The following is a 24,404-nucleotide window of genomic DNA, read 5'->3' as shown; positions in this document are numbered from 1 at the left end:
GAATAAATGGAAAATAGCTACAAGCACCTGTCCATGATTCCTATCGTTATTGAACAATCGGGTCGAGGCGAACGCGCCTTCGATATCTACTCACGGCTGTTACGTGAGCGCATCATCTTTTTGGGACAACAGGTTGATAGCAGTCTTGCTAACTTGATTGTTGCCCAATTACTGTTTTTAGATGCTGAAGACTCGGAGAAAGACATTTATATGTACATCAATTCTCCCGGTGGTTCGGTTACGGCGGGGATGGGGATTTTTGACACCATGAAGCATATCCGCCCCGATGTCTGTACTATTTGTACTGGACTAGCGGCTAGTATGGGCGCTTTCCTCCTCAGTGCTGGTGCTAAAGGTAAGCGAATGAGTCTACCCCATTCGCGGATTATGATTCATCAACCTCTAGGTGGCGCTCAAGGACAAGCGACTGATATTGAAATTCAGGCGCGGGAAATTTTATACCACAAGAAAAGGCTAAATGATTATTTAGCTGATCACACAGGTCAGCCAATTGAGCGTATTGCTGAAGATACTGAACGTGACTTCTTCATGTCTCCTGAAGAAGCCAAGGAATATGGCTTAATTGACCAAGTGATTGACCGTCACGCTGCGGGTAGTCGTCCAATGGCTGTAGTGTAAGAGAGTACCGAGTACTGAGTACCGAGTGCTGAGTTTTGGGTAAATTTTCCTCACAACTCATTACTCAGAACTCATGACTCGGCACTCTCTAAAACCCAGCTATAGGGTCTGGTTGAGATTTGAGGTAGTTAAGAAAATCTAGCAACTCTTCTTCACTGAGTAAAGAGCGCCCTAGCTTCCCGTAGGTTTTTTTGAGAAATTCCCTTCCTTGTTCTTTAGTCCAGCCTAAACGCTCTATTTGGACATCTGTTTGGGCAATGACATCAGATAAATTAACTGGTTCATTTTTTCTCTTTCTTGTTCCTATACCTAACTGCACACCAACATCTTCTGGAGGAGAATAACTGCGTGGGGTAAATGGTGTGACATTACTAGGAGTCATTCCTGGTAAGGGGTAATGGTCAGATTCTTGATCTGATAATATCTTTAAGCTTTCCCCTGGGGGATCAAGTTGTTGTTCTCTAGCAGTATGTTCTGGAAAACTTTGACCTAACACTTGGTTGTAGGTATCAGGTGTAGATTTTTCTATATTGTTGACTGTTGACCATTGATTACTGACAACATCCTGAGGGGTTTGGCCAGACTCAGGTGGGACAGTTGAGGGATTTAAAGAGGGATTTACCTGCACAGAGGAAATTGGTTTTGGGGTAAATGTACCTTTTCCCTCAGTTGCATTAGTGATTCCCAAGACCATGAGCGCCCTGTTTATGGCTTGGTCTTCAGCTGCTTCTACGGTTTCTGCTCCTGCCATACCAGTGGAGCGGGTGATGCCTTCAATTTGTACAGTGACTCGGACGATATATTTTCCTTGAAAAATTTGTACTAATTCCGAGATAATACTGCCGTTAGGATACAAGCTCTGGAATTGAGCCAACATAATAGTGCCACCAATCTAAATCTGTTTAATTACTCGGTTGATCGAAGATGACGCGGAGGGTTTGATGCATCTGATGCCCCGTGTCAGGAACGAAAGTTCCAGGGGTATAAAACCCCGTGTGAATCTTCGATTTAGACGCTTGAAATTGGGCGGGGTTACAATCGGAGTCAAATTTCTGTCCCCGTGTTCCCGTGTCTCTCTCTCTTTGCGTCCTTCGTGATGTCTTCTGTGTACACAGGTCACATCTTTTCAATGCATTTAAAACTCTGGTCAGGAGTCACTTTAATTTTAGTGTTCCTCCTGGGACTTCAGGGTACTTTTTGCGGTATGATCATGTGTCACGATTGTAGCAGCAGCCGGTTTTTGAGCCGATACTTTTTGGCTACTGTTGAGTAACTTAGGGTGTTCTTCCTTTCAATGCTATACTAATTACCCAATTCGATATCTAAAAGTATTTTCTGGAAGTGCGCTCTAAATCTACAATGATAAGGATAAGGTTCGCCCTCACGGCTTGTTAAGCTGCTTACCTAATTGTTACCGATTCTACATATGGGAAAATTGGGTTGATCGGCAGTTTCTCCTAGTTAAAATTCAGATTCTTATGGTGGAAAATTACCTTTAATCTAGACAATCAAACACTTGTGTTTCCCGCAGGTATAAGCTTTTTGGGTATTATAGAGAGTTCTCTAAACCAATCCTCTCAAAAATCCATAGCGTAATTACCTGGTGGAGCAAAATTGAGTGTCAGGAGTGCTTTGTAAGATTGCTTAGGTAAAGAAAGTTTAAACCAGACGGATTCTGAGAGTGTCGTGCAGTGAGAAGTCCGAGCAGAGGTTTACTCTGAGAGGATCTTCGGTAGCCTTGCCTTCTCTACGAGACGCTACGCATAGCTTGCTTCTCCGCAGGAGTACAGATAATTCGTTTGTAGCAAATGTCTTCTGTAATTCGTGAGGGTATACAGGGAAGAACCAGATTAAACAACAGACACTTTAACGCCAGTCACAGGCCGCTTGCTACAACTCTCTAGACCAGAGCAATGTAGTGGCTCCTCAAGTCGGGAAACCCACAGTGCTGGCTGATCAACGGGGGGGAACCTCCGCACGTAAGTGTCTTCAAAAAATGATGTTTTGACCAAAGGTCGGTTCACTGCATGGAATTTTCAATCGCTACACTCCTTGCCAATTTCACCGATGATAAATTGGTAGCTCGTAAAGTCTTGGAAAAGAAACTCGGTTGTGAGGATGAAGAGAGTCTAGAAAAACTTCACATTGCTTTGGAGGTGCTGGAAAAAGTAGGGCTGTTGGTGAAGGAACGGGGTAAATACCGCCGGGTGACAGAAGAGGGGTTAATTGAAGCAAAACTCCGTTGCTCTAGTAAGGGATTTTGCTTTGCGATTCAAGATGTGGAAGGATCTGAGGATATTTACATCCGGGAAAGCCATTTGAGTAATGCCTGGAATGGCGATCGCGTTTTGGTCAGAGTTCTCAAGGAAGGTAGTCGCCGTCGTTCACCTGAAGGTGAAGTGAAGCTGATTCTGGAGCGTTCAAATCACACTTTGCTGGCACGAATTAAGCAAGTAGAAGGCGGTTTTCGGGCTGTCCCCTTGGATGATCGTTTGCTGTTTGAATTGAAACTGCTCACAAACGGCATGAAATTAGATCAAGCCCTCGATCACTTAGCCCATGTAGAAGTCCTCCGTTACCCCCTAGCTCAGTATCCCCCCTTGGGTCGAGTGGTGCAAATTCTCGGTAGTGATGCTGAAGCTGCGGCTGATATAGATTTAGTAACTTGTAAGCATGATTTATCACGTAATTTTCCAGATAATGTCCTCGATGTAGCCGCTAAATTACCTAAAAAGCTTCTCAAAGCAGATTTAAAAAATCGGGTAGATTTACGTAATTTGTTTACTCTGACCATTGAAGGGGTAAATGGTGATGACCGTGTAGTAGAAAATGCTTTTAGTTTGGAAAAAATACCAAACAAACCTTGGCGATTAATTGTTCATATTACGGATCTTTCCCACTACATCCAACCTGATGAACCTTTAGATCGAGAGGCGCTCAAGCGCGGAAAGTCAGTGTATCTGGGAGAATTAATTCTGCCGATGTTACCAGATGCGGTAGCCGAACGCTGTTCTTTATCACCCGGTAGCGATCGCTTGGCCTTATCCTTTGTGATCACAATTCATCCCCAATCGGGAGAAGTGTTGGACTGGGAAATTCAACCTAGTGTGATCAATGTAGACAAGGCTGTAAGTAAACAACAAGCAGAAGCGATTCTTACAGGTAAATCAACAAAAGTAGCTGCTGAGAGTATCGAGATATTACAGGACTTAGAAAGTTTGGCACAAGCAGCCAAACAAGCGCGATTAGCTCGTGGTAGCTTGCAGTTGAATCTCCCACCCAGTCAAAATCCCTACTATGATGAGGGCGTGATGGGGGCTGTGGTAGTTAATGATTTACCTGTGCGATCGCTCTTAACCGAGTTGGTGCTATTAGTAAATCAACTGGTCGCAGATCACCTCAGCGCTTTGGGAGTTCCTGCTATTTGGCGAGTCCAAGGCACACCTGATACTGAAGATGTTCAGGAAATGCTGAAACTAGCGATTAATTTAGGTGTAGAGTTAACTTTAGATCCAGATGCGGATATCCAACCCTTAGATTACCAACACCTAACTAGTGCTTTTGCGGAATCACCATCTGAGCAAGTTCTTACCTATTTGTTGCAAGATACCCTCAAGCCATCTGTGTACAGCACAACTAAAGGTTCTCACTTTGGTTTGGCTCTAACACAGTATCTTCACTTTAGCTCTCCCCTGCGGCGCTACCCAGATTTACTCATGCAAAGGGTATACCATTCACTACTAGAATACGGACGCGATCGCCGCAATACCCGTGTGAAAGAGCGTGTGAACCTGCGTCACTCCTCCAGTCATGCGGAAATTAACTGGAACGTTCTCCCTCCAGAGTTACAACAAGAACTCCAAAGTGATTTAACCAGAGTACTTGTCCAGATTAATGACAGAGAAAAAGAAGTCCAAGAAGCCGAAGCTGATTTAGCTGGACTGCAAAAAGCCCAACTCATGAAACAGCGAATTGGTCAAGTTTTTCCCGGCGTGATCACAGGTGTTCAATCTTATGGATTCTTTGTAGAAATCGAAGTCCCAGCCGCAGAATTAGAAATTGGTTCCCAGCTAGGTACACCGTTGCGGGTAGAAGGACTAGTACACGTCAGTTCACTCAAAGATGATTGGTACGAATATCGTGCTAGACAGCAGGCTCTATTTGGGCGTAAAAATCGCGCTTCCTATAGATTAGGCGATCGCGTTGCTGTACAAGTAAAGAGTGTCGATTACTACCGTCAGCAAATTGATTTAGTCACTGTTGGTGTTGATGGTGTAGCCAAAAATTTGGGAATTGGTGCAGTCAATCAAGATATATCAGACATTTACTTACAAAATGACCTTGAATCTCTTGACTTAGATCCCTATGCTGATGATGAGTAAATATTCTGGATAATAGCGTGCCAAATGACACAAAGCCTTTAATTTTGGGCGTATCCGGTGCATCAGGTCTGATTTACGCCATTCGCGCTCTTAAATTTCTTCTGGAAGCAGAGTATAAGATTGAACTAGTTGCTTCCAAATCAACTTACATGGTTTGGCAAGCAGAACAAGAAACCCGAATGCCAGCAGACCCCGAAGGACAAGAGCAATTTTGGCGAGAACAAGCCGGAGTGCCACTATCAGGTAAACTGCGTTGTCATCCTTGGAGTGATGTTGGGGCTGGTATTGCCAGCGGTTCCTTTCGGACTTTAGGGATGATCATCATACCATGCAGCATGAGTACAGTAGCAAAACTGGCAGTTGGCTTGAGTTCCGATTTACTAGAACGGGCTGCGGATGTCCAGATTAAAGAAGGACGCAAACTAGTTATTGTTCCCAGAGAAACTCCTTTTAGCTTGATTCACCTGCGGAACTTAACAACCTTAGCAGAAACAGGAGTGAGAGTCGTCCCCGCTATTCCTGCCTGGTATCACAATCCCCAAACCATTGAAGATTTAGTTGATTTTGTGGTAGCCCGTGCCTTAGATCAACTGGATATTGACTGTATTCCCATCCAACGCTGGCAAGGTCATCGTTAAATCAGTTATCAGTTATCAGTTATCAGTTATCACTGTTTACTGATAACTGTTAAAAGGGGTTAAATGCAGTTCAGGAGTATCTCTTTAATCATCAAAACTTGACATTCGCTTCTCTACGAGACACTGCGCCGAATCTTTTGATCTCTTCTTTCTCTCTTTCTTCGTGTCCTTCGCGTCTTCGCGGTTCATTTTGCACTTTCTTATGGCTGTAATTCGCTTAATTCTGTTGGTAGCTGTGCTGGGAGGACTGATGCTGTTGTTAGTCCAAAATCTGTCGCCAGCCCTCCCATTGGTATTTTTGGGGATGCGGACTCAAGCATTACCATTAGCTTTGTGGATTTTCTTGAGCATTGCCACCGGTGCTTTCACATCTATATTAATTGCCACTTTATTGAAATTTACTAATTATTTTGCTCAACCACCAGAAAGAACTTCTTCCCAATCACCTGTAAATTCACAACGAGTGAGGACAACTCCCAGAAAAGAATCTACACCTTCTCCTAGCAGTCCACCATCCCCTACTAATAAACCTGATTACACTACCAGCCAGGAATTTGATGATTGGGAGCCAAAGCCTACTGATGATGATTGGGATTTTGAAGAACAACCACAAACAGGCAGTTCCAAAACCTCCGAACCCCAGCAAGCACCTAGAACTGCTTCTCAACCTGGGTCAGTTTACTCATACAATGCTCAAGAACCAAAAAATACTGGTGTGGGAAAAACTGAATCTATTTATGATGCTGATTACCGAGTAATTATCCCTCCATATCAACCATCAACTACTAATCAATCAGATGATGATGATTGGGATTTCTTTGAAGACGACGACTTTGAGGATGAAAATGAAGGCTCACGCCGATAAACTGATCAATTAATTGATCCTACTTCATACCACACTTCTCTCGTGATTCCTGCTTAATTTTACCCATCATAGCAGCTTCCTGCAAAGTCATGAAGGCATGAAAATCCTCCAAGTCATACTGGGTAGTTAAAAGTTGTCTAAGTTGATTTTCTGCTTCTACAGTTAAATAACCAGTTGCTAAAGCTGTTTGCACAACGTCTAGAATTCGAGTCATAGCTGAAACCTCATTCATACCACATTGATTGATGGGAGTTTAGTTGAGAGAGAATAAAGCTTTTTTTGTCAAAAATGGAAAAGTTAGTTATTTTTTACACCTTGACACGGAGAGATGCAAGTGATCAAGGCTTACCATTAGTCACATTGAGAAGAAAAAACTGTCTTGTTAGCAAGATAGTATTGAGGAACACTTAATTCACTTACCAGATGAAGTTGGATTTTTATATAGACAGAATTTAGTTCCTTAAAGTTTCAAACAAGTTATATGAAATTTCCATTAAGTTCAAGAATACCTAAGTAATAAATAAGAACGCACCTAACAATCGTTATTAATTTCGTTATAAATTTATCGTTGGTTTATTCTGACTTTACATAACAAACGTTAGTATATCGCTAAAGTCACTGTAAATATACTAATAACAATGATGGTGGTAGTAGGTTCTCAACCAGTGGAAGAAGAATTTATAGAAGCTCAGAAAAATTGGGAGTTAGAGAAATTATACTTAGATTTAGCTACTGCAAAGAGAAAAGCCTTAACACCTGTGGAAAAGAAATTCCTGAGAGGTTTGCTTTGTGGTTGTAGTCCTGCGGAAATAGCGAATAGAGTTTATCAAAGTCGCAGTAGCAGTACAGTCAGAGTTTATTTGTCTAATGGATTATATAAGTACATAGAGGATATGCTGAGTAGTCAAGCTGGATACTCAGTCAAGGTCAAAAACTGGAGTCATGTGACTCATTTATTAGAAAAGGCTGGGTATAAAAAAAATTGGATTCAATTAAACACAATCGTCACTTTTATCAAAGATACCAAAGAGCAAGAGACAGAGTTAATTGAACTGAAATCCCCAAAAATTCAAGATTGGGGTGAAGCCGTTGATGTCAGTGGCTTTTGTGGAAGGATGACAGAATTAGCCACAGTTTCAGAATGGATTTTACAACAGCGCTGTCGGTTAGTTGTGCTTTTGGGAATGGGTGGAATTGGTAAAACTGCTTTTTCGATCAAGTTAGCAGAAGGGATTCAAGATCAGTTTGAATATGTGATCTGGCGATCGCTACATCTATGCCCGCCGATAGATGTGATCTTAAGTAATATAATGCAGATATTGTCGCCAAATCTAGAGATAGATCAGACAGCAACTCTGAATAGCAGAATTTCCCAACTGATTAATAGCTTACGCAATGCTCGATGTCTTTTGGTCTTAGATAACGTTGACTCAATTTTATCTAGTGCTGATAGAGATGAAACCTCAGTACCATCTTCCACCCTAGGGAATACACCTTACGGTCTTTCACAGATTCGTTATCGTCCTGGTTATGAGGGCTATGGTGAATTAATTAGAAGGGTGGGAGATTCCCAACATCAAAGCTGCTTATTATTAACTAGTCGGGAAAAACCGCCGGAAATTGCGGCTATTGAAGGAAAAAAACTACCTGTTCGTTCTGTAAACTTGACTGGTTTAAGCCGGAAAGATAGCCTACTTATCCTCAAAGCTAAAGGATTCTCCGAATTTCAATATACCGAATGTGGTGTATTGATTGACTACTACGCTGGTAATCCCTTATTTTTGAAATTAGTTGCTACTACTATTCAAGATTTATTTGGTGGTAGTATCTATGAGTTTCTGGAACAAGGTAGTTTAGCGTTTGGTGATATTCGCCGGATTTTAGACCAGCAGTTCAATCCTTTGTCAGAGTTAGAGATATCTATTATATATTGGCTGGCGCTAAATCCAGATTGCGCTTCTATGCATAGTGTGCCGAGTAATATTATCCCCGGCTTGTCACCACGATTAGCACAAAGATTAATTCTGGAAGCGATAGAATTACTCCAACGGCGATCGCTGATTGAGAAAGCTAAAGTACAGGCAGACATTCATTCTACAGACCCGCTCATGAACACACAACTATTTTGTTTATCCCCCGGCATCGTTTTTAGGGACTATATAATTGAACGATTAATGGAAGAAAATTTTAAATCTCATCTATCGGCAGAAAGTAACTTATTGCTGCGTAATCCAATTTTAGCGGCGCAATTGAAAATTGACATGAAAAAAAGTATTGTTAATAGCAAGGTTTAAATCAGTTATCACTGATGACTAATAAATAATAAAACTGGAGTAAAGTGACTTGGTGAGTAATTTATTAAAAGGAGTCAACCTATATTTAATTGGGATGATGGGTGTGGGTAAGACGACGGTAGGGCGCTTACTAGCACAGCAACTTGGTTATGGGTTTTTAGATACTGATAATGTCATAGTCAAAGCTGCGAGAAAATCTATCAATGAGATATTTGCTGATGAAGGGGAAGCAGCATTTCGCCAATTGGAGAGTGAAATTTTAGCTCAAGTTTGCCCTTATACTAAGTTGACTATAGCCACTGGTGGGGGTATTGTACTGAGGCGAGAAAACTGGGGCTATCTGCGTCACGGGTTGATAGTGTGGCTGGATGCGCCAGTGGACATTCTGTTGCGTCGGTTAGCAGAAGATGATACAAGACCACTTTTACAAAATTCTCACCCTGAAGATAAATTGCGGTCGCTCCTCGAACAACGCCAATCGCTTTACTCCCAGGCAGATATACATATTACCATCACCGAAACACAAACACCAGAAGAAATTGCCACACGCATCTTAAAAGTAATTCCTAGCGTTCTCAAAAATCAAGATTCTCAACAGCAAAATTAATTTGAGGAAATTTTGTGATACTAAGTTGCTAAGAGGATCTCTGAGAAGGGTGAATATAATTTGCCATGATCTTTTCTTGTATCCTGTAGAATCTAAAATCCAAAATCTAAAATTGGCAGATCCTCAGAATGGCGAACGATACAGAGTATATCAGACAAGCTGAAGCTAATCGCGTCGAAATCCTCAGCGAAGCACTACCTTACATTCAACAATTTGCAGGTCGCACCGTTGTTGTCAAATACGGAGGTGCAGCGATGAAAGATAGCACCCTTAAAGATAAAGTTATCCGCGACATTGTATTTTTGTCTTGCGTCGGGTTGCGACCAATTTTAGTACACGGTGGTGGCCCAGAAATTAACAGTTGGTTAGGTAAGCTGGGAATTGAAGCTCAGTTTAAGAATGGTTTGCGCGTCACCGATGCAGCGACAATGGATGTTGTGGAAATGGTGTTAGTGGGTAGAGTCAATAAAGAAATTGTCTCCTTGATTAACCAAGCCGGTGGTATGGCTGTGGGACTTTGCGGTAAAGATGGTAACTTAATTACGGCTCGTCCCCAAGGTGATGAAGGTATTGGTTTTGTCGGGGAAGTTAGTAGTGTGAATATCAAGATTTTAGATACCCTATCCAAAAATGGATATATTCCCGTGGTTTCTAGTGTTGCTGCTGACGATAACGGACAAGCTTACAATATTAATGCTGACACGGTAGCGGGGGAAATAGCGGCTGCATTAGGAGCAGAAAAGCTGATTCTGTTGACCGATACGCGGGGTATTTTAACAGATTATAAAGACCCATCTACCTTGATTCCCAAAGTAGATATTCGGGAAGCTCGCCAACTAATTAGCGATGGTGTAGTTAGTGGGGGTATGATTCCTAAAGTAACTTGTTGTGTGCGATCGCTCGCCCAAGGAGTCAAAGCTTCACACATCATTGATGGACGCATTCCCCACGCCCTTCTGTTAGAAATATTTACAGATGTCGGGATTGGGACAATGATTCTGGGTTCTCAGTTTAAATAATAATTTGGTGATTGGTGATTGGTGATTGGTGATTGGAAAGACCCTAACCTTTTTGTTCTTCTTAATTCACTATTACAAATCACCACCCATAACTAATGACCAATGAACAATGACAATGAGTACCGAAATTATAGAAATTGCCAAATCTCGTTACCAAGCTGGAAAACTGGCCTTTGAAAATGGAAAATATCGGGAAGCTGTAGAAAATTTAGAAAAAGCCAGTGCTTTATTAGCTAGGAATACACGCTTGGCTGGTGAGGTGGAAATTTGGTTAGTCACAGCTTATGAAGCCGCTGAAAGAACTGAGGATGCGATCGCACTTTGTCAACAACTTCGTCGTCATCCCCACCAGGAAACCAAGAAACAAGCACGACAGTTAATCCATATCTTACAAGCTCCCAAACTGAAAAGACCAAAGGAGTGGATGACAGAAATCCCCGATTTGGGTGCAATTTCTGATAACGACTCCAAAAGACTTGTCGCTGTTAAACCTAAAAAATCTATCCCTAGACAGAAGTCTGCGGAACCAGAATATGTTGACCTCAGTACAGTGAATACAAGAGATAATAGTTTTATCTGGGTAGCATTAATTGCTGTTGGTTTAACTATTTCCTATCTAGTTTGGTTAAGTTTTTGAGAGATGATCCAATCATGAATATATCTAATTTGCAAAAAAATGTATTATCGTTGATTAAAGGAATTAATTTCATGTTTATCAAAATCAGACTAAAACCTATTTCCTGGCTGATAGTCTGTGCCTTTTTCCTATTATCTGGTTGCGTTCAATATGATTTAGGAATTAACTATAACAACACCAATAATGGCGAAATAGTACAGCATATTCAGTTATCTGAAAAATTAACCAGCTTTAGCGGTGATTATATTTGGGAATGGTTAAATAGTTTAGAGCGTCGAGCGCGAAAATTAGAAGGTTCAGCAAAGCGAATTTCTCCAGAAGAACTGATTGTGAAAATTCCCTTCAGTAACGGTCGAGAATTACAAGAAAAGTTTAGCGGATTTTTCAATTACCGCAGTTCTCAAAATTCTAATCAAGTCCCCCAAGATTCAGAAATACCAACTATTGCTTCCAACTTGCTAGTAGAGGAAAACAATTTTTTACTATTATCGAGAAATCATTTGATTTACGATTTAGATTTGCGTTCCCTTTCTGCACTTACCAGCAAAGGAAACATTTTAACTGGTACTGCTTCAGTTCTTAATTTAGACTTTAGCTTGCAGACACCCTGGGGAGTTAAAAATATTAAACAAACTGAAGATACAATTCAACCCCAAAAGCATGGAAATCAAATAGTTTGGCAACTCAAACCAGGTGAATTAAATCATATAGAAGTAGTCTTTTGGCTTCCTAATATGTTGGGTATTGGTACTTTGATAATTATTCTGTTTGTTTGGAGTGGTTTTTATTTGAGATATACATTGTTACCAGAACCCCAACTCCAGTTACAAGAAAGAGATTGATGATTTTCACATTTTCATCATCTGATTCAGACAACAAAATTCCCAGCTTCTAACCAACTATCATTAAATCACATCCCATAAATCCTTCAATCCAGAAAATCCTGATTCTGACAACCTATAAGTAACTCTATATGATTCTACAAACTCATCCAATTCAAAAAACACCGACTGTCACCTGGGAAGCACTTCCCACTGATTTTATTTTACCTGACGACCCAGTGGAAAATATTCAACAACCTCCTCTCGCTGCTGCACTGACCGATGCTTTGGGTGCAGCAGGGTACATCCAACCACAGATGCTGATTGGCTCTAATTTTGGACTTGTAGCTACATTAAACAAGAAAATCATCATCAAAGCCCCTGACTGGTTTTATGTACCACAGGTGCATCCTGTAGCAGTTGATGTGGTGCGTCGCAGCTATACCCCTAATCTAGAAGGGGAACCCGTGGCTGTGGTGATGGAATTTCTCTCCGATACAGAAGGTGGAGAATTATCAGTGCGTTCCACACCTCCCTATGGGAAGTTGTATTTCTACGAGTATATCCTGAAAATTCCCACTTATGTCACTTATGACCCCTATGAACCCAGTTTAGAAGTCCGCTATTTGCAAAATGGAGAATACACCAAACAACAAGCAGATACTAATGGGCGTTTTTGGATTCCTGAGTTAGAGCTATTTTTAGGAATTTGGCCTGGTGAAAGATTGTGTCAAACCATGAACTGGTTGCGGTGGTGGGATAGGGAAGGAAATTTGCTACTTTGGAGTAGCGAACAAGCCGAACAAGAACGTCAACGGGCTGAACAGGAACGCCAACGGGCTGAACAAGAACGCCAACGGGCTGATTTATTAGCAGCTAAGTTACGTGAGCTAGGTGTTGATCCTGAATTGTTGTAAATTTGTAATGCGGGCATCTTAGCCCGCTAAAAAATTAAGGTGACAAGCGTTCTATTTTCCAACTTCCATTATCTAAGCGAGTATAAAGCAAGCGATCGTGTAAACGGCTAGAACGACCTTGCCAAAACTCAATTTCCTGGGGAATGATCCGATAACCTCCCCAATGAGGTGGTCTAGGAACTTCCTGATTTTCATATTTGCACTGGAATTCTTGTAATTGTCGCTCCAAAACTTCTCTTCCAGCAATTACCTCACTTTGATTAGAAGCCCATGCACCTAAGCGACTATTTGCTGGACGCATTTCAAAATATCCATCAGACTCCTCAGGGGAAATCTTCTCTATAGTTCCCACAATTCTGACTTGGCGTTCTAGTTCAGCCCACCAGAAAACTAAAGCCCCATGAGGATTTGCAGCTATTTCTTGACCTTTGTGACTGTTATAGTTAGTAAATAAAACAAAGCCCCGTTCGTCAAAATCCTTCAGTAGTACCATTCTCGCTGAAGGCTTCCCGTCTAGTGTGCAGGTAGCCAGAGTCATTGCATTAGGTTCAGGTAATTGTGCTGATAAAGCCTGATTAAACCAGAATTTAAATTGTATAAATGGATTAAGGTCAATTTTATTTTCACTCAAATCTTGCAAGGTATAGTCTTTGCGAAGATCAGCTATGCTTTTATCCATAGGGTTTTGGTTCCTTGTTATCAGATAGGCTTATACAATTCTGGGAGAAAAATATCTATCATGGGAATCAGTAACAATGCCAGATTGACAAATTTTCTTTATTTTTCTCAAGATGCGTCGTTCAGCCTCTGTCCAAACTCTGTTAATTTATGGTTTGAGTGGCCCGATTATCGCTCTCAATGTCTGGCTACTGTCTGTGCTGTTTCGTTATTTTCAGCATCCAATTACTATTCTCAGTATTGCGGCAATTTTGGCTTTTTTACTCAATTACCCAGTGAAGTTGTTTGAGAGAGTAAGAATTACACGCACTCAGTCAGTGATAATTGTCTTAATTATTACTCTAGCTTTATTGATTGTTTTAGGTGTTACCCTCGTACCGATGGTAATTGACCAAACAATCCAACTTTTAAATAAGATTCCTGATTGGTTAGCGTCCAGTCAAGATAATCTAGGTAATTTACAGGTGTTGGCGCGTAAGCGACGTATAAATATTGATTTAAGCCTAGTGAGTAATCAAATCAATGCTAATATTCAGAATTTAGTGCAACAGATAGCTTCCGGTGCGGTAGGGTTTGCGGGGACGCTGTTGTCAGGATTATTTAATGTGGTGTTAGTATTTGTTTTGGCGTTTTATATGCTGCTATATGGCGATCGCGTCTGGTCTGGTCTAGTTAATCTCTTACCATCTAATATTGGCATCCCTTTCACTAAATCCTTACAGCTAAATTTTCAGAATTTTTTCCTCAGCCAACTGCTGCTGGGGTTATTCATGGTCATCGTCCTCACACCAATTTTCCTATTTCTAAGAATACCCTTTGCTCTTTTGTTTGCGATCGTTATTGGTATATCTCAACTTATTCCTTTTATTGGAGCATCTTTAGGCATAGGTTTAGTTACACTCTTGTTACTACTACAAAATTGGTGGTTAGCCTTTCCAGCAGCAGTAGCAGCAATGATCATGCAACAAATTAAAGATAATCTCTTAGCTCCTAAGTTAATGGGTGACTTTATTGGACTTAATCCCCTATGGATTTTTGTCTCTATTTTAATGGGTTTTGAAATTGCTGGTTTGTTGGGAACTCTCGTGGCTGTGCCAATTGCTGGTACTATCAAAGGCACATTTGATGCTATCAAAAACGGTAAAAATGGTAATTTCGTATCTAATGTTACTGTCAGCTATGAATCTCCACCTGATACAGATCATTAAAATAATTCGTAATAGTGCCTCCGGCAGGCTGCGCCAACGTAATTCGTAATTCGTAGGTTTTAATAAAGTTGTGTAAATACAAACCTTCTCTGTTGAAGGACAAGACAAATCTTAAATCTAAAATTGATGGATGCTGCGGAGCTATTAGAAACAATTACACGTCTGATTGACCAAGCTGAACAAGGGGAAATCGACCCTTGGGATGTACAAGTAATTTCAGTGATTGACCGTTATTTAGAACTAATGGCACCAGAGGCAACAGCCAGGGGTTATGAAGCGGACTTGTCTCAATCTGGACAGGCTTTTTTATCAGCATCAATGCTTGTTTTATTTAAAGCCAATACTTTAATGCAATTGTCAACAGTAGAGAATACTGAAGAAGACATTATAGATGATGCAATGATTGAAGGTGAAGATGGGGTATCATATCCTGCTCATCGTCTGCAATTAGAACGACACTTGCGCCGCCGTCCAGCGGCAATGCCACCTGCAAAACGTCGCGTGACTCTACAAGAACTAGTCAAGCAATTGCAGATTATGGCTAACCAGCTGAAACTGGTAGAGAAGGTCAGCAAGCCTCACCGTGCCAAGCGTCAGCCTAGTATGCGAACCATGCGGGAGGCACTAGAATTAGCTCACCAAGAAAATCTGACGGAAGTAGCTCTAGAACTGGAGCAGGTGTTGCATCTATCAGCAAGAGAGCTAAATTTAGAGGAACATTATGTGAATTTAGAACAACTTGTGGAGTTGTGGATACAGACAAAAAAACCAGATAGAAATGCCGATTCCCATAATTCAGAACATAGTCACCTAGTTAGCATTTTTTGGGCATTACTACTGCTGTCGGCTCAATCCAAGGTAGAGCTATTTCAAGAAGAATTTTATCAGGAGATCAAAATTCGCTTACCAACAGGCAACAGGGAATTTCAGATGGGGGTTTAAACCCGTCGCTTTGAGGTAAAGTTAGTGGTAGTTTTCAACCCAGATGGGCAAGTTATCGCGTCCGGTTAAATACTTATAATTAGGAAACCGCACTCTGATGCAGAGAATTTTTTGATCAGCAAGTAGCGGCACTGGAGATGATCAGAGGTAAACTTGTTTAAACACGCTATATATGAATTTACTGAACTTTTGTATCAGCAAAACCCAGAATCCGATTAAATTTAAAGGATAACTGGTTAATCATCTAGCTATAGCCTTAGTAAAGAACAAAATAAAAACTGATGATTAAGTATCACTCGATGAAAGTAAACTGGCTTGGGGTTGAGGAATAAAATCTTATGAAAGCGATGATTCTCGCAGCAGGTAAGGGTACTCGTGTTCGTCCTATTACTTATACCATTCCCAAACCGATGATTCCCATCCTGCAAAAACCAGTGATGGAATTTTTACTAGAACTTTTACGTCAACATGGATTTGACGAAATTATGGTCAATGTTAGCCATTTGGCTGAGGAAATAGAAAATTATTTCCGTGATGGTCAGCGGTTTGGTGTGCAGATTGGTTATTCTTTTGAAGGGAAAATTGATGATGACGGTAAACTTGTAGGGGAAGCAATCGGCTCGGCTGGAGGGATGCGACGCATTCAAGACTTTTCGCCATTTTTTGATGATACTTTTGTGGTGTTGTGCGGCGATGCCTTGATTGATTTAGATTTAACTGCGGCGGTAAAGTGGCATAAGTCCAAGGGGGCAATTGCAACTATTATTACGAAGTCTGTCCCCCAAGAAGAAGTCTCTAGCTATGGGGTAGTTGTAACGGATGAAGATAATCGAGTCAAAGCTTTCCAAGAAAAACCCTCTACAGAGGAAGCTCTCAGTACTAATATCAACACAGGTATTTACATTTTTGAGCCAGAGGTGTTTGACTATATTCCTTCAGGGGTAGAGTTTGACATTGGTGGTGAATTATTCCCAAAACTTGTGGAAATTAATGCGCCTTTCTATGCTATTCCCATGGATTTTGAATGGGTAGATATTGGTAAAGTACCAGATTACTGGCGGGCGATTCGAGGTGTGTTGCTAGGGGAAATCAAAAATGTGCAAATTCCCGGTCATGAAATAGCTCCTGGTATTTACACTGGTCTAAATGTAGCGGTGAATTGGGACAAGGTGGATATTACAGGGCCAGTTTATATTGGCGGTATGACCAGAATTGAAGATGGAGCGAAAATAATTGGACCGGCGATGATTGGTCCCAATTGCTGGATTTGCAGTGGTGCAACTGTAGACAATAGTGTGATTTTTGAATGGTCACGCTTGGGTCCAGGGGTGCGTTTGGTAGATAAGCTGGTATTTGGACGTTATTGTGTAGATAAAACAGGAGCAGCCATTGATGTCCAAGCTGCGGCTTTGGACTGGCTGATTACTGATGCTCGCCAAACACCACCTTCTGATACTCCCATAGAACGCCAAGCGATCGCTGAATTGTTGGGAACAAATATTAATTAGGTAATGGGTAATGGGTAATGGGTAGTGGGGGAGAATTATCTATAACCTCTTCCCAATCACCAATTACCAATTACCGATTCTAACTATTCAAATACGTGTATCTTCTGAGACTTTGTTCATAGGTTTGTAACAATCTCTGAGATTCAGCTAGGGTAATGCGTTTTTCTTCCAAGGCTTTCTCACAACGCTGGCGGATGTTTTCTACCATATCCTCTGAGTCGTACTGCACGTAGCTAACTACTTCACTCATGGTATCTCCCTTGACGACGTGTTCAATCTGGTAGCCTTTGGGGGTTAATTGGATGTGAACGGCGTTGGTGTCACCAAAGAGGTTATGTAAATTGCCCATGATTTCCTGGTAAGCTCCATTGAGGAACATTCCCATATAATATGGTTCTCCAGGCACGAATTTGTGCAGTTCTAGAACGGATTTGACATCACGCAAGTCGATAAAACGGTCAATTTTACCATCACTATCACAAGTCAAGTCTGCTAAAATTCCTCGCTGTGTTGGTTCTTCATCTAGCTTATGTATGGGCATAATCGGAAATAGTTGATCAATTGCCCAACAATCAGGTGCTGATTGAAACACAGAGAGATTGATGTAATAGATGGAAGCCATAATTTTTTCTAGGTCTTCCAATTCATCAGGTACGTATTCCTGCTGTCTGGTGATTTTAAGAATTTTTTGACAACAAGCCCAGTAAAGACGCTCGGCTTTAGCACGTTCTTTGAGGCGCAAAATTCCTAAGTTAAAGCGGCTAATGGCTTCTTCTTTAAATTGTGCAGCGTCGTGGTAAAACTCCTGATAGTTCTCTTGGTTGATGGATTGGTAGGTTTCCCAAAGGTAATTAATAATTGGCGATTCTCCCTCTTGTGGAGGTTCTGGAAGTTCAAGGGGGACATCGCTAGTGCTGAGAACATCAAAGATGAGAACAGATTGATGGGAAGCGATCGCTCTGCCACTTTCGCTAATCAGTGTAGGTACGGCTATTTGCCGTTCTGCACAGGTATCTTTTAACTCTGCCACGATATCGTTGGCATAGTTTTGCATATTATAATTTTTTGAGGCGTAGAAGTTGGTTTGAGAACCGTCATAGTCTACACCTAATCCACCACCAACATCCAGATATTTCATATCTGCCCCCAGCATCGCCAACTCTACATAGATGCGGCTGGCTTCTTGGATGGCATCTTTAATCACATTAATGGCGGAAATTTGTGAACCGATATGGAAGTGCAGCAACTGCAAAGAATCGAGTAAGTCAGCTTCTCGTAACTTATCAACTGCTTCCATTATTTCTGGAATTGTTAATCCAAATTTAGCGCGATCGCCGGTGGAAGTTCCCCAACGTCCCATTCCTTGGGTACTGAGTTTAGCTCGTATCCCTAAAATCGGCTTAATTCCCAATTGACGGTTAGCTGCAATCACCAAATCGACTTCTTCAATCTGTTCTATGACAATAATTGGTATTTGTCCTAGCCTTTGGGATAACATTGCTGTTTCAATGTATTCTCGGTCTTTGTAGCCATTGCAAACTAACAAAGCTCCTGGGGTATCTAGCAAAGCCAGAGCAATCATTAATTCTGGCTTAGAACCGGCTTCTAGCCCAAATTGATGTGGTTTGCCAAAACGCACCAAATCTTCAATCAAGTGACGTTCCTGGTTGCATTTAACGGGAAACACACCACGATAAACACCAGGATAATTATAACGAGCGATCGCTTTAGCAAAACAAGCGTTCAACCGCTCAATCCGATCTTCTAAAATATCGGAAAAGCGAATTAACATGGGAAGTCCCAAATTACGCTGCTTTAAAGAATTGACTAGTTCAAACAAGTCGAGAGAACCACCACGATCTCCCTTGGGAGAAACTGTAACATGACCAGCAGCATTGATGGAAAAATAAGGCTTTCCCCAACCTTCAATTCGATAAAGGTCTTCGCTGTCTTCAATTTTCCAAGTACGAGGTAAATCTTCTGTATTTGTACTCGGTGCTAGCAGTTTTTTGTGTTTCTGGCTTTTTAATTCCGATTTATGCCCGTTGGGAGGCATTTTCACAATCTCATCAGCGGTTGATTCCACACCCATTTCTTCCTGACCTCTGTTTTTCGCCCACGAATTAACAATTTAACTCATTCATCTAGAAACCGATCTACACTCAGTAAGAATTTTTGATTGTTAAGAATCAGTTAAGGAGTTTAAGTATCAGAATGAACCAACAACAGCAGCGAATACCATTTTTGCCAAATCATCAAATTTTCAGGAATTTGGGCGGCTTCTGTGTTGATGATCAACTGAAGAAATCCTGAACTGATAAACTGCTTAACTCCTGAATTCTATTAGAGTCAAAATCGGAATTTTCTGGAACTACTAGACAAAAGACATATAAACAACTGACAATTAACGCATAAAAACTTTATTAAGTTTTGGGAGATAGCTTTGGAACGCACATTTTTAGCAATCAAGCCTGATGGTGTACAGCGCGGACTAGTAAGTGAGATTATTGGTCGGTTTGAAACTAAAGGTTTTACCCTCATTGGCTTGAAATTTCAGAAAGTCAGCCGAGAATTAGCTGAACAACACTACGATGTTCACCGGGAAAGACCATTTTTTCCTGGTTTAGTAGAATTTATCACTTCTGGCCCCGTTGTTGCTATGGTCTGGGAAGGTGATGGTGTGATTGCTTCTGCCAGAAAAATCATTGGTGCCACAAACCCTTTAAACGCAGAACCAGGAACGATTCGCGGCGATTTGGGCATTAACGTTGGTCGCAACCTGATCCACGGTTCTGATGCTCCAGAAACGGCACAAAAGGAAATTGCGCTGTGGTTCAAGGATGAAGAATTAGTAGCTTGGCAACCTCACTTAACTCCTTGGTTGCATGAGTAATTAGGGATTGAGGTGATGGGGTTATGGGGAGACGCGGAGATGGGGAGATGGGGAGATGGGGAGATGGGGAGATGGGGAGATGGTGAGAAATAATTACCTCCTGCACCCTACGCCCTCTGCCCCCTGCCCCCTGCACCCTACACCCTGCCCCCTGCACCCTGCCCCTCTGCCTCTTATACAACTTCGCTCTTTTCCGGCTCCTTAGCCTCTGCGGGTAATGAGATGACTTCGTTGGAAGCAGGTATGGCAGTGCGTTTGGAAAATCCCCAGGTTAAAATAATGGCGATCGCACTAATCATGATCCATTGGGGTGGGACTAAATCATCATTGATGACTCTCAACAACAACCGTAAACCCACAAATGCCACCGTGATATAGCCAGCATCTTCTAAATTTTCATATTCATCTAACCAGCGGATAAATAATCCGGCCATAAATCTGAGGGTGACAATACCAATTGTGGTTCCGGTAATTACCAACCACATTTCTTGAGATACTGCGATCGCTGTTGTCACACTATCTAAGGAAAACGCCAAATCTGTAAAGGCAATCACGGGTATAGCCTGCCACAGAGAATTAAACCGTGGTCCGTGATGATGATTTTCCTCGTCTTCTTGTGATGTAAAGTGTTGGAATACTAGCCACAGTAGGTAAACAGCACCCAATAATTCAAATTGCCAGAATTTTTGTACCCAAGTAGCTGTCAGCAATAGGGTAATTCGGAGTACATAAGCGAAGACTAAACCAATGTTTAGCGCCTGACGTTCTAGTTTTTTGTCTTCTAGTCCTTGGGCAATTGCCGCCAGAGCGATCGCATTATCAGCCGATAACACCGCCTCTAAGAATACCAAGATTAACAGGACTATAGAGGCTTCTACACTGAAATGAAAGTTCAGGTAATTAAAAATTTGGTCTAACATTCCAATTTCTCAAACAGGGAAAATTTAAACTTAACAGGAATAGCTAATTTAATATAGAACGGGCAATAAACTGCTACGTTTATCTATTTTAACGTATTTATGGCACATTTTGAAGGTAGTGCATCGAGCTCAATTAATTTCCGTATAAAAAAATACTGCACTTTCTGACTATAGAACTAGAAACGTAATTTATGCAAAAATGGTGCTATTAACATTTAACGTCAAACTAAACACTCAGGCAAATCAACATGGAAATTAGTAACATTAGATTGCGCCCTCAACAATTACTCGTATTTCTGTCCATAGTGTGTGGAGTTGGTGTAGTGAATCCCGATACCGTTTCTTCTCAAACTACTCCTGTAATCCGTATTTTAAGAGTTAATGCTGTTTCTGGTACTAGTTTCAAGCTGCGAGAAAACTGGTTTAAACAATCAAAAGACATAACATCTGACGAAAAATGCCCAGTTAAACGAAATGATAAATTTTTTGTGACTTCTATTAGAAGACAGATTCAAAACGCGCCGGCTCGTCCTCAAGGTAACACCGAACGCCTCTCCGACTATTGGGAAGTTACATTTGAAAAACCACTCCCATGTGAACAGAACATTGACAGTGTTCAAACTTGGTTTGTCTATAAACCGCACGTGCAAGAACTCAGGAGTGTTCTTGTTCCTTAGAGACTTTTAATTTAAAAAATCTCCAATTTGTAAGGTGCGTTAAAGATTTCATCCTCTAACTTGCGTGGCGAAGCCATACGCACCCTACAATACTTAATTTTTTCTCGAACAGGTAAAATTAGACAAATTTTTTTACTAAAAATTAAACCTCGTCGTGAATTGTTATATTTTTTACAAATTTTGCTGGCATTTGCTAATCTAGAATATAGCCATTAAATGTTTTATTTAGTTATTGGAGGTTAGCAATGTCTGTAAAACAACTATCTCTATTTAGTGACGAACCAGAATATTTCAATCGGAAAAGAACATGGACGGCTGCCAAACATCGGATCATGCTCAGGTATATACAAACCTTCTGTTATACCTTAGGCGGTAGCCAAGGCTTCCAATCAAAGTATCTTAACTATGTTGATGGTTTTGCAGGAGAAGGTAAATATGATGAAGGAATTGGCATTGAGAATTTTGTAGATAAATCAGAATTTTGGAAAAGATATAAAACTGATTTTTTAGATACTGATGGTTCACCTCTCATAGCTCTTAAATTAGCCAAAATATTTGAACTTGAAGAGCGTGTTACATTAAGATGCTTTTTTACTGAAGAAGATAAAGAACGTAACCAAAAACTCAATATTAACTGTAGTTTAATAGGTGAGGGATTATCATATAAGATTTATGATTATCAAAGATTTGATAAAGCATTAGTTCAAATTATGAATGAATTAAAAAACTATCCAACATTATTTTTTCTGGATGCTTTTGGAGTTCAAGGAGTTACTTTTGAGCAAATCTGTTCTATAGCTGATTATGTGAGTAAAAATAAAGGGGAATTATTCTTACTCTTTCATAATCGCGCAGTCGCTCGCAATGCAGGATTCTATAAAGAGAATTATAAAGATTCTAAGAAACAGAAAACTGCGGAAACATATACACAACATCTAACTAAACTTCTAGGTGATAAATCAGATTTAGAATGGAAACCAAAATGGCTTGAATATCAACAAGAAGAGCAAAAAGAGCAAAAATTTGAAAGATGGGCGCTTGAATACTTCAAAGATAGATTACAAAAAAATAGTAGTTTTAATGGAGTAGCTAGTTTTGAAATAAATGAGCAATATAATGATACTAGACCGCAGTATCATATTGTAGTTGGTAGTAACCATCCTCAAAAAGCTTTAGGTGTCTTTTTAAATGATTTTGTGTATCAGGAAAATGAATTACTGTTTTATCAAGATGATAAAAGTGGTAAGTATCATAAATTTATGTCTCAAGAGTGGGAACGTCAAAATAATGAACGTATTTCCACCATTAAACCTCAAATAATTGATATTTTACGCAGTAAAAATCAAGATTGGATGACTTTAGACAACGCTATAACTCTGATTATTCTTGAAATTGGTAATATTGGTTACTTAAATAGGAAAAAATATAGAGAAATATTTCTAAAGTTATATGAAGAAAAAATCATTGAACCTAAAGAATTGGGTGCAAGTGGTAAATTAACTTTGGAAAATTTCATTAGAGTAGTAAAATAATACTAATACAATAAACCGTAAGTTTTTTATTGAGTAAAATTATATGTCGGTATCTTCAACAATAGAATGGACTGAAGCGACATGGAATCCCACCACTGGCTGTCATAAAATTAGCCCTGGTTGTCAGAATTGTTACGCAGAACGTTTTGCAGAACGGTGGCGTGGTATTCCTGGCCATCCTTATGAACAAGGTTTTGATGTAAAATCTTGGGATGAAAGAATAACAATGCCTCTTTCATGGAAAAAACCTCGCATAATATTTGTTAATTCCATGAGTGATTTATTCCTTGATGAAATTACAGAAGAATTCATCATCAAGGTTTTTAATGTTATGGAAGAAGCGCATTGGCATCAATTTCAACTCTTAACTAAGCGTCCAGAAAGGATGTTGGAAATATCTAAAATACTCAAGAAATGGCCTCATAATGTTTGGGCTGGAGTCAGTGTAGAATCACAGGCTTGGATATGGAGAAGCGAGATTTTAAAAGAAATTCCTGCAAAAATTAGATTTTTATCTTGTGAGCCGCTTTTAGGTTCTTTAAAACTTTCCTTGGATAATTTACATTGGGTTATTGTTGGTGGAGAATCTGGTATAGGCGCTCGTCCTATGAATATTGAATGGGTACGGGATATTAGAGAACAATGTATTGAAGCGAATGTGCCATTTTTCTTTAAACAATGGGGAGGAGTTCAAAAGAAAAAATTTGGTAGAGAACTCGATGGAAGAACATGGGATGAATTTCCAAAATCAGCAGATAGTAAAAATAAAGTATCTGCATTGGCTCTGAAATAAAAAAGTAAGTAAACCAAGAAACTTACAAATATAATCTTTTTTTTCTTGTAATTCAACAGAAATATAAACACTCACGCTACTTTAGATTTTTCCTGAAGTTGGTTTAAAGTATATCTAGCTCTGGTTTTAATAATATTTAATTGGTCAACCTGTGCCAGTAATTTGTCTAAAGTTTCACTTTCTTCATTAGATAATTGATTTTCAGAATTTTTCATTAATAACTCATCTAGTTGAATCTGACTGTTAACAGACAAAGAAGTTTCTGATAAAGCTTGCAACTCATCGAGACTCAAACCAATCAATAATTCAGTATCTGCTGATAGATTGGTTAGCTGTTGGTAAGTTTCCAAATTTAACAATACACCAACTCTATCTCCTTGGGTATTAGTTATATACTGCACTGATTCAGACATAGTTTTAGATGTAACTCCAAA

General features: G+C 40.2%; 23 protein-coding genes. 17 read left to right on the top strand and 6 right to left on the bottom strand.

The window, feature by feature from the left end:
* The first annotated feature begins 33 nt into the window (after window positions 1-33).
* Window positions 34-639 carry an ATP-dependent Clp endopeptidase proteolytic subunit ClpP gene (gene clpP / locus H6G59_RS03370; protein WP_127054511.1) on the top strand — a complete coding sequence of 202 codons (606 nt, stop codon included), beginning with the start codon at window positions 34-36 and terminating at the stop codon, window positions 637-639.
* Window positions 640-727: 88 nt separating this feature from the next.
* Here the strand turns inward: clpP and H6G59_RS03365 are convergent, their stop codons facing one another.
* Window positions 728-1,516 carry a hypothetical protein gene (locus tag H6G59_RS03365; protein ID WP_190711749.1) on the bottom strand — a complete coding sequence of 263 codons (789 nt, stop codon included), beginning with the start codon at window positions 1,514-1,516 and terminating at the stop codon, window positions 728-730.
* Window positions 1,517-2,666: 1,150 nt separating this feature from the next.
* On the opposite strand from H6G59_RS03365, the gene H6G59_RS03360 reads away from it, so the two are divergent.
* From H6G59_RS03360 to H6G59_RS03350, 3 genes are all read left to right on the top strand, one after another.
* A complete protein-coding gene (locus H6G59_RS03360) occupies window positions 2,667-5,021 on the top strand; it encodes a ribonuclease R family protein (RefSeq protein ID WP_190711748.1) in 2,355 nt (784 codons plus the stop codon).
* Between the two features lie 17 nt (window positions 5,022-5,038).
* A complete protein-coding gene (locus tag H6G59_RS03355; protein ID WP_190711747.1) occupies window positions 5,039-5,659 on the top strand; it encodes a UbiX family flavin prenyltransferase in 621 nt (206 codons plus the stop codon).
* 202 nt (window positions 5,660-5,861) lie between these two features.
* Window positions 5,862-6,524 (top strand): LapA family protein, encoded by a 663-nt coding sequence (locus H6G59_RS03350; protein WP_190711746.1) that lies wholly within the window; start codon window positions 5,862-5,864, stop codon window positions 6,522-6,524.
* Between the two features lie 19 nt (window positions 6,525-6,543).
* Here H6G59_RS03350 and H6G59_RS03345 read toward each other — a convergent pair whose 3' ends face one another.
* On the bottom strand, window positions 6,544-6,738 hold the full coding sequence (locus tag H6G59_RS03345) for a hypothetical protein (RefSeq protein ID WP_190711745.1): 195 nt from the start codon (window positions 6,736-6,738) through the stop codon (window positions 6,544-6,546).
* A gap of 427 nt (window positions 6,739-7,165) precedes the next feature.
* On the opposite strand from H6G59_RS03345, the gene H6G59_RS03340 reads away from it, so the two are divergent.
* From H6G59_RS03340 to H6G59_RS03315, 6 genes are all read left to right on the top strand, one after another.
* The gene (locus H6G59_RS03340; protein WP_190711923.1) at window positions 7,166-8,818 is read left to right on the top strand and encodes an NB-ARC domain-containing protein; all 1,653 of its coding nucleotides are present in this window, start codon (window positions 7,166-7,168) and stop codon (window positions 8,816-8,818) included.
* Window positions 8,819-8,870: 52 nt separating this feature from the next.
* The gene (locus tag H6G59_RS03335; protein ID WP_190711744.1) at window positions 8,871-9,425 is read left to right on the top strand and encodes a shikimate kinase; all 555 of its coding nucleotides are present in this window, start codon (window positions 8,871-8,873) and stop codon (window positions 9,423-9,425) included.
* A 128-nt stretch (window positions 9,426-9,553) separates the two neighbouring features.
* On the top strand, window positions 9,554-10,444 hold the full coding sequence (argB, locus tag H6G59_RS03330; protein WP_190711743.1) for an acetylglutamate kinase: 891 nt from the start codon (window positions 9,554-9,556) through the stop codon (window positions 10,442-10,444).
* 115 nt (window positions 10,445-10,559) lie between these two features.
* Window positions 10,560-11,081 carry a tetratricopeptide repeat protein gene (locus H6G59_RS03325; protein ID WP_190711922.1) on the top strand — a complete coding sequence of 174 codons (522 nt, stop codon included), beginning with the start codon at window positions 10,560-10,562 and terminating at the stop codon, window positions 11,079-11,081.
* Between the two features lie 14 nt (window positions 11,082-11,095).
* Entirely contained in the window at window positions 11,096-11,923 is an 828-nt protein-coding gene (locus H6G59_RS03320; RefSeq protein WP_190711742.1) for a DUF3153 domain-containing protein, read from the top strand.
* Window positions 11,924-12,054: 131 nt separating this feature from the next.
* Window positions 12,055-12,819, top strand: a complete 765-nt coding sequence (locus H6G59_RS03315; RefSeq protein ID WP_190711741.1) for a Uma2 family endonuclease — start codon at window positions 12,055-12,057, stop codon at window positions 12,817-12,819.
* A 34-nt stretch (window positions 12,820-12,853) separates the two neighbouring features.
* Here H6G59_RS03315 and pdxH read toward each other — a convergent pair whose 3' ends face one another.
* Window positions 12,854-13,498 carry a pyridoxamine 5'-phosphate oxidase gene (gene pdxH / locus H6G59_RS03310; RefSeq protein WP_190711740.1) on the bottom strand — a complete coding sequence of 215 codons (645 nt, stop codon included), beginning with the start codon at window positions 13,496-13,498 and terminating at the stop codon, window positions 12,854-12,856.
* A gap of 112 nt (window positions 13,499-13,610) precedes the next feature.
* On the opposite strand from pdxH, the gene H6G59_RS03305 reads away from it, so the two are divergent.
* The 3 genes from H6G59_RS03305 to H6G59_RS03295 all read left to right on the top strand — a co-directional run bounded on the left by H6G59_RS03305 (window position 13,611) and on the right by H6G59_RS03295 (window position 17,155).
* Window positions 13,611-14,705 (top strand): AI-2E family transporter, encoded by a 1,095-nt coding sequence (locus H6G59_RS03305; RefSeq protein WP_190711739.1) that lies wholly within the window; start codon window positions 13,611-13,613, stop codon window positions 14,703-14,705.
* 126 nt (window positions 14,706-14,831) lie between these two features.
* Complete coding sequence (locus H6G59_RS03300; RefSeq protein ID WP_190711738.1) at window positions 14,832-15,647, top strand: segregation/condensation protein A; 816 nt, start codon at window positions 14,832-14,834, stop codon at window positions 15,645-15,647.
* A 338-nt stretch (window positions 15,648-15,985) separates the two neighbouring features.
* A complete protein-coding gene (locus H6G59_RS03295) occupies window positions 15,986-17,155 on the top strand; it encodes a nucleotidyltransferase family protein (protein WP_190711737.1) in 1,170 nt (389 codons plus the stop codon).
* Window positions 17,156-17,234: 79 nt separating this feature from the next.
* Here the strand turns inward: H6G59_RS03295 and speA are convergent, their stop codons facing one another.
* Window positions 17,235-19,247, bottom strand: a complete 2,013-nt coding sequence (gene speA / locus H6G59_RS03290; RefSeq protein ID WP_190711736.1) for a biosynthetic arginine decarboxylase — start codon at window positions 19,245-19,247, stop codon at window positions 17,235-17,237.
* A 351-nt stretch (window positions 19,248-19,598) separates the two neighbouring features.
* Between speA and ndk the strand changes: the two genes are divergently transcribed.
* Entirely contained in the window at window positions 19,599-20,048 is a 450-nt protein-coding gene (ndk, locus tag H6G59_RS03285; protein ID WP_127054297.1) for a nucleoside-diphosphate kinase, read from the top strand.
* 173 nt (window positions 20,049-20,221) lie between these two features.
* Here ndk and H6G59_RS03280 read toward each other — a convergent pair whose 3' ends face one another.
* The gene (locus H6G59_RS03280) at window positions 20,222-20,968 is read right to left on the bottom strand and encodes a TerC family protein (protein WP_190711735.1); all 747 of its coding nucleotides are present in this window, start codon (window positions 20,966-20,968) and stop codon (window positions 20,222-20,224) included.
* Between the two features lie 248 nt (window positions 20,969-21,216).
* Between H6G59_RS03280 and H6G59_RS03275 the strand changes: the two genes are divergently transcribed.
* The 3 genes from H6G59_RS03275 to H6G59_RS03265 all read left to right on the top strand — a co-directional run bounded on the left by H6G59_RS03275 (window position 21,217) and on the right by H6G59_RS03265 (window position 23,970).
* Entirely contained in the window at window positions 21,217-21,645 is a 429-nt protein-coding gene (locus tag H6G59_RS03275) for a hypothetical protein (RefSeq protein WP_190711734.1), read from the top strand.
* 245 nt (window positions 21,646-21,890) lie between these two features.
* Window positions 21,891-23,177, top strand: a complete 1,287-nt coding sequence (gene tcmP / locus H6G59_RS03270) for a three-Cys-motif partner protein TcmP (protein ID WP_190711733.1) — start codon at window positions 21,891-21,893, stop codon at window positions 23,175-23,177.
* Between the two features lie 43 nt (window positions 23,178-23,220).
* Window positions 23,221-23,970: a DUF5131 family protein gene (locus H6G59_RS03265; RefSeq protein WP_190711732.1), complete on the top strand. Its 750-nt coding sequence runs from the start codon at window positions 23,221-23,223 to the stop codon at window positions 23,968-23,970.
* Between the two features lie 71 nt (window positions 23,971-24,041).
* On the opposite strand, the gene H6G59_RS03260 is transcribed toward H6G59_RS03265, so the two are convergent.
* Window positions 24,042-24,383, bottom strand: coding sequence for a hypothetical protein (locus H6G59_RS03260; protein WP_190711731.1), 342 nt, complete (start codon window positions 24,381-24,383; stop codon window positions 24,042-24,044).
* Window positions 24,384-24,404: the final 21 nt, after the last annotated feature.

It is taken from the genome of Anabaena lutea FACHB-196 (genome assembly GCF_014698305.1).
GTDB classification, from domain to species: Bacteria; Cyanobacteriota; Cyanobacteriia; order Cyanobacteriales; family Nostocaceae; genus Anabaena; species Anabaena lutea.
This window is presented reverse-complemented; position numbering and strand designations above follow the sequence as displayed.